This is a genomic window from Neisseria sp. HMSC31F04 (assembly GCF_001807735.1).
Classification (GTDB): domain Bacteria; phylum Pseudomonadota; class Gammaproteobacteria; order Burkholderiales; family Neisseriaceae; genus Neisseria; species Neisseria elongata.
The window spans coordinates 101,039-109,053 of the sequence record NZ_KV790806.1 but is presented as its reverse complement, the minus strand read 5'-3'; the positions used below and the strand labels follow the sequence as shown (position 1 = coordinate 109,053).

Annotated in this window: 14 protein-coding genes; 9 read left to right on the top strand and 5 right to left on the bottom strand. The window is 55.2% G+C overall.

From position 1 onward, the window contains the following. Positions 1–39 precede the first annotated feature (39 nt). The 6 genes from HMPREF3107_RS06875 to HMPREF3107_RS06850 all read left to right on the top strand — a co-directional run bounded on the left by HMPREF3107_RS06875 (position 40) and on the right by HMPREF3107_RS06850 (position 3,391). Positions 40–459, top strand: a complete 420-nt coding sequence (locus HMPREF3107_RS06875) for a putative phage tail protein (RefSeq protein ID WP_070454503.1) — start codon at positions 40–42, stop codon at positions 457–459. Positions 460–463: 4 nt separating this feature from the next. Then, positions 464–1,216, top strand: a complete 753-nt coding sequence (locus HMPREF3107_RS06870; RefSeq protein WP_070454501.1) for a phage tail protein — start codon at positions 464–466, stop codon at positions 1,214–1,216. Between the two features lie 117 nt (positions 1,217–1,333). Next, a complete protein-coding gene (locus HMPREF3107_RS06865) occupies positions 1,334–1,852 on the top strand; it encodes a hypothetical protein (protein WP_141742845.1) in 519 nt (172 codons plus the stop codon). Then, a complete protein-coding gene (locus HMPREF3107_RS06860; protein ID WP_070454498.1) occupies positions 1,852–2,217 on the top strand; it encodes a hypothetical protein in 366 nt (121 codons plus the stop codon). Before HMPREF3107_RS06865 ends, HMPREF3107_RS06860 begins: the two co-directional genes overlap by 1 nt. Positions 2,218–2,351: 134 nt before the next feature. Continuing rightward, on the top strand, positions 2,352–2,879 hold the full coding sequence (locus HMPREF3107_RS06855; RefSeq protein ID WP_070454496.1) for a D-Ala-D-Ala carboxypeptidase family metallohydrolase: 528 nt from the start codon (positions 2,352–2,354) through the stop codon (positions 2,877–2,879). 11 nt (positions 2,880–2,890) lie between these two features. Then, complete coding sequence (locus HMPREF3107_RS06850) at positions 2,891–3,391, top strand: DUF2514 family protein (protein WP_070454494.1); 501 nt, start codon at positions 2,891–2,893, stop codon at positions 3,389–3,391. A gap of 90 nt (positions 3,392–3,481) precedes the next feature. Here HMPREF3107_RS06850 and HMPREF3107_RS06845 read toward each other — a convergent pair whose 3' ends face one another. Further along, on the bottom strand, positions 3,482–3,850 hold the full coding sequence (locus HMPREF3107_RS06845; protein WP_083284641.1) for a helix-turn-helix domain-containing protein: 369 nt from the start codon (positions 3,848–3,850) through the stop codon (positions 3,482–3,484). Positions 3,851–3,964: 114 nt separating this feature from the next. On the opposite strand from HMPREF3107_RS06845, the gene HMPREF3107_RS06840 reads away from it, so the two are divergent. From HMPREF3107_RS06840 to HMPREF3107_RS06830, 3 genes are all read left to right on the top strand, one after another. After that, a complete protein-coding gene (locus HMPREF3107_RS06840) occupies positions 3,965–4,168 on the top strand; it encodes a helix-turn-helix transcriptional regulator (protein ID WP_064087302.1) in 204 nt (67 codons plus the stop codon). A 66-nt stretch (positions 4,169–4,234) separates the two neighbouring features. Then, the gene (locus HMPREF3107_RS06835) at positions 4,235–4,708 is read left to right on the top strand and encodes a phage regulatory CII family protein (protein WP_070454490.1); all 474 of its coding nucleotides are present in this window, start codon (positions 4,235–4,237) and stop codon (positions 4,706–4,708) included. 149 nt (positions 4,709–4,857) lie between these two features. Next, positions 4,858–5,043 (top strand): hypothetical protein, encoded by a 186-nt coding sequence (locus HMPREF3107_RS06830; protein ID WP_070454488.1) that lies wholly within the window; start codon positions 4,858–4,860, stop codon positions 5,041–5,043. Between the two features lie 153 nt (positions 5,044–5,196). On the opposite strand, the gene HMPREF3107_RS12360 is transcribed toward HMPREF3107_RS06830, so the two are convergent. Genes HMPREF3107_RS12360 through HMPREF3107_RS06820 form a run of 4 tightly spaced genes read right to left on the bottom strand, consistent with a single transcriptional unit; the run spans position 5,197 to position 7,981 of the window. Continuing rightward, entirely contained in the window at positions 5,197–6,063 is an 867-nt protein-coding gene (locus HMPREF3107_RS12360; protein ID WP_210391407.1) for a hypothetical protein, read from the bottom strand. Positions 6,064–6,093: 30 nt separating this feature from the next. Further along, positions 6,094–6,843 (bottom strand): hypothetical protein, encoded by a 750-nt coding sequence (locus HMPREF3107_RS12355; protein WP_210391405.1) that lies wholly within the window; start codon positions 6,841–6,843, stop codon positions 6,094–6,096. Beyond that, positions 6,840–6,986 carry a hypothetical protein gene (locus tag HMPREF3107_RS12140; RefSeq protein ID WP_168160530.1) on the bottom strand — a complete coding sequence of 49 codons (147 nt, stop codon included), beginning with the start codon at positions 6,984–6,986 and terminating at the stop codon, positions 6,840–6,842. Before HMPREF3107_RS12140 ends, HMPREF3107_RS12355 begins: the two co-directional genes overlap by 4 nt. Further along, entirely contained in the window at positions 6,983–7,981 is a 999-nt protein-coding gene (locus HMPREF3107_RS06820; RefSeq protein WP_141742844.1) for an FmdB family zinc ribbon protein, read from the bottom strand. The genes HMPREF3107_RS12140 and HMPREF3107_RS06820 overlap by 4 nt, the downstream gene beginning before the upstream one ends. Between the last annotated feature and the right edge of the window lie 34 nt (positions 7,982–8,015).

Genomic DNA, 8,015 nt, shown 5'->3' with positions numbered 1-8,015 from the left:
TCAAACAAAGCGTAACCGATATTTGTCGAAGATCCCAGGTTGGCTACGCTGCTGTTAGTGGAATACGAACACAGCCTGAATCTGCCCGACCGCTGCACGGTAGGCATCCAATCCGTCGCCGAACGGCGGCAGGCGGTTTACAACAAGTTGGTGGATACCGGCGGTGCAAGACGTACCCGCTATTTAGCGATTCTAGAGAGATTGGGACAAAGTGAAGCCCAAATAGAACGGTTCACCCTGCACACCTGCGAGAGTGACTGTGAATTTGCGGTATTCGACCACACCGACTGGCTGTTTACTTGGTCGGTATCGCTCAAGGCTGACAAGCAATATATCGAAGCCACCTGTCAGAGCCATTGTGAAGAGCCGCTGGCCACTTGGGGCAATACCCATATCGAGTGCGTGCTGAACCGAGAGAAACAGGCGCATACCCAACTGATTTTCAAATACATAGGATGAGACCATGAAACGGGCAGACCTAGAAAAGCGCGCCCAGCGCGACAAATTCGGCGCGGGCAAACACGGATTCCAAAGCGGCAACCCTGCAGGCGGCCTGCTGCCAACCATCCCTGGTGCGGAGTGGTTTGACCACACACAGGAAGAGATTTGCGCCGTAATCGAAGCGGCGGGACTGACAGTAGACCCGAGCAAGTACAACCAAATGCTGACCGCGCTGCGCAAAATCATCGACGAGCAGGCCAGCGGCAAAGGACTACCTGTAGGTGCGGTAGTGGGCTTTCCGCGTGCCATCAGCAGCCCGGAAGGCTACCTGAAAGCCGATGGCAGCACCTTTGCCCAGGCCACCTATCCCGACCTGCACCGCGTATTGGGCAGCAACAAGCTACCCAACCTCACACGCTCCGATGTAGGTATGACCGCCTATTTCCCGGTTGCGGACATCCCAGACGGCTGGATTAAGTACGACGAGATTGCTACCAAGGTAACGCAGTCCGCCTATCCCGAGCTCTACCGCAAACTGGTAGCGCAGTACGGCAGCATTGCCAACGTCAAGCCGGTAGATGATTACTTTGTGCGCAATGTGGGCAGCAGCGGACAAATCGGCCAGCAATACCCGTGGACGGTAGGCGACCATCATCATGTTTTGGGGCTTGTGGCCTACGGCAACGACGACCTGCTGCTCAAACGCCTGCCGGTGGATAAGTATTACCCGAGCCAAACCCTACGACTTAACGGGGGCATTCGGGGTGGTGTTTAAGTTCCGCGAGAATCCGCAGCGGTGGTTTTGCTCGGAATGGTGCGCGGAGGTGTTGGGCTTGCCGGACAGTTGGCGCTTTTCGCCGAATGATTTGGCGGCGATTTTGAGGAGGCAACGATGAGTATCCCGCGAAAAATCTTGTACGGACGATTACGGCACAGCCTGCGCTGGCCGATGAAAATTATCTCAGTGGCATTAAATCTGCTGTTTCTGCCCGAGCCGTGGCGGCAATGGATGTTTGGTACCGGAACACGAGCGTTGGAAGGGCTGAATGCGCTGATGCTGCTGGGCTGGGCTTGGGTGATGGCGTTTGCCGACGGGGTGTTGGCGCTGCCCAGCTATTCGCGCTTCGCCAACCTGCCGCTGAGTTTGGTATGCGGGTTGTTCGCACTGGTCGGCATCCTGCTGGCGGCATTCTTGCCGTCTGAAACCCCGCGCAGCAATGTGATCAGCGGCTGGCTGCTGCTGGCGGCATCCATGCTGTGGGTGTTGGTAACTGCCAGTTTCTGGGGCGGCTACCCCCCGGCCAATACGGCGATGGTGATTTATCCGGTTCTCGCGCTCATCAGTTGGTGGGCAGGGATTTTGTTAATCGAAAACAGCAAGCACCAAATGGAGAAAGCGCAGGGTGTTTAATGAACTGGTCTATTTTTACCAGCGTCACGGCGCTGGCCGTGTACGGCGGGCTGGTAAGTTCTTTGCGGGCGGCGTTTAAAGCAAGAAAACCAACAGCCGAAAAGGCATTGGACGTAGTAGTAGGGATGGTGATGGCGGCGAGCATGGCGGAATATTTCGTGCCGAGCAACGCACCGAAGGTAGCGATGTTTGTCGGCCTGATTGCCGGCAGCTTCGGTGGCTACCTGATGGATGCGATTCAGGCGCTCTCGCCGAAATTGGCCAACGGTATTTTAGAGGGAGTATTGGGCCGTTTCGGCTACCTCAGGCAGCCTGAAACCCAGCCGGTAATCATCCCGGACGAGCCGTCGGAAAATGAAGAGTGAGCACGCTTTCAGGCTGCCGGAAATACTGCAGTCTGAAAGCCATAAATAAACTTGATAAACAGTAGATTGAGATTTAACCAGGTGTAAAAACACCATATTGGAATGTTTTCAGGCTACCTGAAAGAGAGGCAAATATGACGCAAGAAAAAATAACCCCTGAAACCAAAATTACTCCGCACTTTACCTACCGCGAACTGACCAACAGCGCCACCGGCAGGCGGCTCGGGCTGGAGAACAAACCGAACGAGCAGGAGTTGGCCAACATCCGCAAAACGGCGGAACGCTTGGAAAAAATCCGCGCCTGGCTGAGCAAGAAATACGGGCGCGAAGTGAGCATCCATGTTTTATCCTGTTTTAGGAGCGAAGCGGTGAACCGCGCGGTGGGCGGCTCGAAAACTTCGGCACACCGTTTCGGCTCGGCGGCGGATATTGATGCGGCCGGCATCAGTAATCTGCAGCTGGCTAAAGACATCATTGAAATGCGCGATGCCGGGGAAATCACATTTGACCAATTGATTTTTGAATTCCCGGAACGCGGCGAATCTGGCTGGATACACTTCGGCTGCCGCCATCACTCAACAGAGCGCAATGAAATCCGCACTGCCACCAAGCGCGGTAGTAAGGACGGCAAAACGCATTACCCGCTGGGCTTGCACCCATAAAGGAAAAAGCAATGGGATTCTTAATCAAATATTGGAAATATTGGCTGCCCGCCCTGCTGCTGGCCGCTGTGATCGGTGGGGAATACTACTACGGCGAGCAACGCTACAACGCCGGTTTCCAGGCGGCGACAGCCAAGCTCAAAGCCGAGCAGGAAAAAGCGGCACGAGAGCAGGCAGAGGCCATATTAGCCAAAGAGAGGCGGCAACAGGCACAGCTGGCTGCCGCACAAAGTGAAATCGAAAAGGAACGAGAACATGCGAAAACTACTATTGCCGGTCTGTATACTGAGCTTGGCCGCGTGCGCCAAACCGCCGACGCACATTGCCGCGCCCTGTCCCAAACCGCTACAGCCGCCGGCACACCTAATAGCGAAGCAGCTGCCGCCGGCTGGCAGCTATTCGGAGAATGCACGGAAAGATATGCAGCGGTGGCTAAAGACGCCGACGAATTAAGGAACGATTCAGCCGAGTGGCAGGCGTATGGCCGCGTGAATCAACAGGCTGCCGAATAGCGAGCCAAACCAAAAAACCGCCGATTCAATCGGCGGTTTTTATATTTCAGGCTGCCTGAAAATTACCGATGGTGGGAAGGTGTAATTTTGTTATTTCAAGTTTATCCAATCGCGCATAAAGGTAAGCAAAGTTTCACGCTTTCCTTTAGGCAAGGCATCAAACAGGCGCAAGAACTCACGCTGCTCTTCAGTATAGCTGTTGTATTCAGGTAGGGCTTCAGTCAATACGACACTGGCCGGCTCATACACGATGCCGGTCATTTCACCTTTGCCGGTAGCCAGCCATTCGAAGTTCACATCCAGCGCTTGGGCAATGCGCGACAAGTTTTCCGTGGCGGGATCTGTCCGCCCGGTTTCCCATTGGGCAACACCGGTTTGGTGGACGCCTACCTCATCAGCCAGCCATTTTTGAGAACGGCCGCGCTGTTTTCTTGCCAACTTTATTCTATTTCCAATCATAGGCTTAATTTTAATAGCTGAACTATTACACAGAAACTTAGTATCGCTATTTGACTTATTTTAATAGTGATACTATTATTCACACACAGCAAACACCAAGGGTTAAACAAAAACATGGAAAGCAAATTACTCAAGGCAAGGAAAGCAAAGGGGTTCACACAGGCTTATGTGGCGGAACAGGTTGGGTGTACTCAAACCAATATCAGCCACATCGAAATCGGCCGGCAGCGGGCAACCCCGGAAATTGCACAGAAACTGGCTGAGCTGCTTGGGCTTTCGCCGATGGATATTTTGTATCCCGGCAATCAGGCAGAGTAAGCCATCAACTGCAGTATCCGCCGTCACGCCATCCGCCACAAATGACAAACACACAAGGTTTCACACATGTTTAAAAACGATGTTTTCGAGTTAATCCGACAGAGCGCCTACCACTACGGCGTGCCGAAGCTGGCCGCCAAGATGGGGCTGGCTCCCGGCACGCTCTACAACAAGCTCAACAACGACGAGGGCTGCAGCCACCACAAACTGACCCTGCAGGACTTCATCGCCATCCTCGGCATTACCGGCGATACCGCCGCGCTGCAGGGGCTGGCAGGGCTGTTCGATTACGCAGTATTCCCGCTGCCGCAAATGGAGCAGATGGGCGACGACGCGCTGCTGGATATGGTGAATCAGGTTTATGTTCAAGGCGGCCGCGCGCATACGGTAATGGCCGAGGCGCTGGCAGACGGGCAAGTAAGCGAAGAGGAATACAGCGCCTACGATTTGGAATGCAGGCAATGGGTGGCCGCCATCGTGGCACTGCGGCGGCGATTTAAAAACATGGTGGTGATCGTGGATGAAAGAAGAAGCGCCTGACTTCCTGCAAAAGCATGGCATTCGGCTTGTTTGCGATAACGCTCAAGGCGGGCAGCTTTCCGTTTCCGCCGAGCTGCTGGCCGACTTATTCGGTGAGGAGTTTCTCGCCGAAGTGCCGGCACCCCGTAACGAAGAATCAAAGGAATGCCATGAAAGAAATCGCCATTCAGCCGGGCCTTCAAATGATTTTGGCCGGAGCGAACCACATCACCACCCTCAGCCTGCCGCGTGAAAACGGGCAGCTATACATAGAAATCGGCAAAGACCGGTTGGCTACGCCCGAAACGGCGCAGCAGCCTATTGATGATCCCCATTTTCGATTCGCTCCACTTTAACGATTGACCGCCAACCTTCGATCAGTCCCGCCTCATATAACCGGCGAATCATGTCGTCGTCCTCTCCGAAGGCGGCAATCCATTCCGCCCGCTTACGGGCCACTTCGATTTTTTCCTGCTCGGAAAGAGGGCGTGGTGGTGGTCGGTTCAGTTTCATAATTGCCCCAGTAGTTGCTCTTGGCTGATGCGCCGCGTCAGCACCACGCCCGGCTGGTAATTCTCAATACCGGCGGTAACCATTGCATATACCGCCGCACAGGCCGCATCAAACAAGTCGTCACCGATTTTCGGGTTCGCCATCTTGTAGGTGTTGTAGGCAGCGTTTTTCGCCGGCGCCGATTTCACATTACCCAGTTGTCTGATAAACAGTGCAAAATCGCTGCTGTCGGCACCGATTTCATCCAATCGGCTCGGCCCCCAACTGGTATTTGCCGCATTTTTTGTCCGTAGTGCGTCACTACCATCGTCCACATACGGGATGGCGGCCTGCCCGTTATGAAAGGCGGTGCGCAGTAAGCTGGCCATATTGTGTTTGGTCATCCCCTCGAAACGGATCGGGGCAAATGGCCAGTGCATCCATGTCGAAGCAGTCGATTGCCCATCACCGATACTGCGTCGGTCGATATCGGTTAGACCGCGAGCAAACAGCATATCGTTCAGGTTGGTCAGCATACCCAAGTCATAGGCGTCGCCCATCGCGTAATCCGGGCGGAAATATTCCCAAAAGCCGAACAGGTCACGCTGCACCACCGCATCATCGGTACCCACCGGCCACGTTTTCACAAACGGGAAGGTGGCGAAATTCCCCACCTGCTCGCACACCACCAAGGCAGACTTGGAAGCATGTGCGCTCTCGCCGTGGCCGGAATGGTCATAACCGAAACTGAGCAAACCTTTTTTGCGGTAGCGGCCGCCGGGCAGAGGGCAGGCTGCCTGCAAACCAGCCGACAAGCCCACCGCCATCGCCCGGCGGATGTATTTTTCCCAAATATGGTTCTGCGCCGAAGCGTTGATGCACAAGAACTGCCGTATCCACTCTGAATCCGGTAACTATTCCTTCATCTCATCCACAAACGCCTGATTCAGAATCCCCAGTTCGATACCGAGATACACGTCTACCGGCGGCAATACATGGTAGCCGCCGGTATCAATCAACTGGGTCAGCACGTCCGCCCCTTTATACACGCCGGTGATACGGATCTGCGGGTCGAAACTCACCGAACTGTCCACCCCAAGGCGTCGAGCCGAACCCAGCATCGGTAGGAAGCGGGAAAACAGCCGGTCGGCCGGCATGTCGTCGATTTCTTCCAGCGAACCGATACTCAGGCCGTCACCGTCAATTTGGCTCATGATGCCGTAGCAGACGGCCTTGCTGCCGTTGTGGAACTGGTAACGCGTATCGGCAATCTGGCGCCGTCCGGATTTATAGCCGATCCAGCCGCTCAAAATCGGGCTGCGTCGGATGGCATCGATGTGATACATCAGGTTGGTTTGGCTCTGCTGTAAGCGTGGCGCCACAATCCCTTCTTCTTGGAAAGGGGTAGTAGCCAAATATTCCAGGCAGTACATTTCTTTCACTGCAGTTTTACCGGTTCGGCGGCAGGAAAAATCCACCGTATTGCGGTGGTCGTCCATCTCCTGCATCTTCAACACCTGCATCGGGTCGAGATCGACGTTGTGCACATGCTTGTGCCACAAGGCATGCGGTTTGATGCCGGTAACCGGGTCGGGTCGGGCATAGCGCATGATTTCCTGCTCGGCACTATGCTGTATTTGGATGCGTTGGGCGGCGGTCGTCATACAGCCTCCATCTGTGGAGCCAACTGCGCCAAATAAGCCGCCCATTCCTCATAGCAGTCGCGGCACACGTCCAAATATTGCAACTGCTCGTGCCCGTCCAATTTGGCGCCGCAATCGGCACAGTAGTCAGCTGGCAGCATCATTTATCCCCATTCTGCTGCCGGTATTCAATCAATACCGGATCTTGCTGTTTGCGTTCGTTAGCGCGTTGTGCCAGTACCGATAAATTTTCCAACGCTTTGGCACTGCGCTCGGAGTATTCCAAAAGCGACTGCTGGGTGGTGGCATCCTGTTTCAGGTGGCCCAGCGCCTGCTCCTCCTGCTCGATGACTTTCGGTGTCATACCCATATCGGCCAACGACAGACTGTTTTTGCTCAGGAAATCCTGCAGGCTGCGAATCAGCGGATGGGAGTGGACTTCGTAAATCACCTTCATCTCGCCGCTGGCCCGGTCGAGGTATTCACCGATCACTACATTGCCTTCCTGATCCACCTTCCATGCCGGCGCGCGCAAAACCACGCCGTCCGCCACAATCGTCTGCAGTATCTGCTGGACGATAGCGGTAATGGCCGCCTGCATATCGGCATAAATCTCGGTCAAATACCGTGGGTCGCGCTGCTCGAACGCGGCGTGGTGCAGCATAAACAGCTGCGTCTGCTTTACGCAGGCCGGCTGGCTGCGGCAGTATTCGCGATCCACCGTACAGGTGCGGCAGGCCGGGTAGCCGTCCGGCTTAGCCGGGAAATAGGTGGCGGTGCGGGCATTCATGCCGTGCTTGAGCGCATTGAAGCGGGTCCTTCGCGTTTCCTCCGGCGTCGGGTGGCCTTCCAGATTCTTACGCACCGCCGCCTTGCCTTCCGCCGTCTTCGGACCGGTGGCATTCGCCCAACCCTTCATTAGGTTGCGGTGCCAGGCCGCCTGGGCGCAGGTCTCCCCGCATTTCGGGCAGGCTGCCTGATAGGCAAACGGGTGCCACTCGTATTCAGGCGCATCCCGCACCGTCTGCGGGGCACACTCAAAAGTGTGCTTGCAGGCGGCGCAGCGGAAAACAACGGTGTCGAGGGATTGGGAAGAATGGTCGGTCATACGGTCATTAAACGACCAAAGACAAGAATAAAACAGGGGTATTTTTGGCACAGGATAGGCAGTAAAATTTGCCCGGAACAGGAAA

Excerpts from the sequence above, each read along its gene's own strand:
- HMPREF3107_RS06840 (WP_064087302.1), top strand. The coding sequence starts at position 3,965 with ATGGAAAGCAAATTACTCAAGGCAAGGAAAGCAAAGGGGTTCACACAG.
- HMPREF3107_RS06835 (WP_070454490.1), top strand. The coding sequence starts at position 4,235 with ATGTTTAAAAACGATGTTTTCGAGTTAATCCGACAGAGCGCCTACCAC.
- HMPREF3107_RS06855 (WP_070454496.1), top strand. The coding sequence starts at position 2,352 with ATGACGCAAGAAAAAATAACCCCTGAAACCAAAATTACTCCGCACTTT.
- HMPREF3107_RS06830 (WP_070454488.1), top strand. The coding sequence starts at position 4,858 with ATGAAAGAAATCGCCATTCAGCCGGGCCTTCAAATGATTTTGGCCGGA.
- HMPREF3107_RS06860 (WP_070454498.1), top strand. The coding sequence starts at position 1,852 with ATGAACTGGTCTATTTTTACCAGCGTCACGGCGCTGGCCGTGTACGGC.
- HMPREF3107_RS06850 (WP_070454494.1), top strand. The coding sequence starts at position 2,891 with ATGGGATTCTTAATCAAATATTGGAAATATTGGCTGCCCGCCCTGCTG.
- HMPREF3107_RS12355 (WP_210391405.1), bottom strand. The coding sequence starts at position 6,843 with ATGACGACCGCCGCCCAACGCATCCAAATACAGCATAGTGCCGAGCAG.
- HMPREF3107_RS12140 (WP_168160530.1), bottom strand. The coding sequence starts at position 6,986 with ATGATGCTGCCAGCTGACTACTGTGCCGATTGCGGCGCCAAATTGGAC.
- HMPREF3107_RS06865 (WP_141742845.1), top strand. The coding sequence starts at position 1,334 with ATGAGTATCCCGCGAAAAATCTTGTACGGACGATTACGGCACAGCCTG.
- HMPREF3107_RS06845 (WP_083284641.1), bottom strand. The coding sequence starts at position 3,850 with ATGATTGGAAATAGAATAAAGTTGGCAAGAAAACAGCGCGGCCGTTCT.
- HMPREF3107_RS06870 (WP_070454501.1), top strand. The coding sequence starts at position 464 with ATGAAACGGGCAGACCTAGAAAAGCGCGCCCAGCGCGACAAATTCGGC.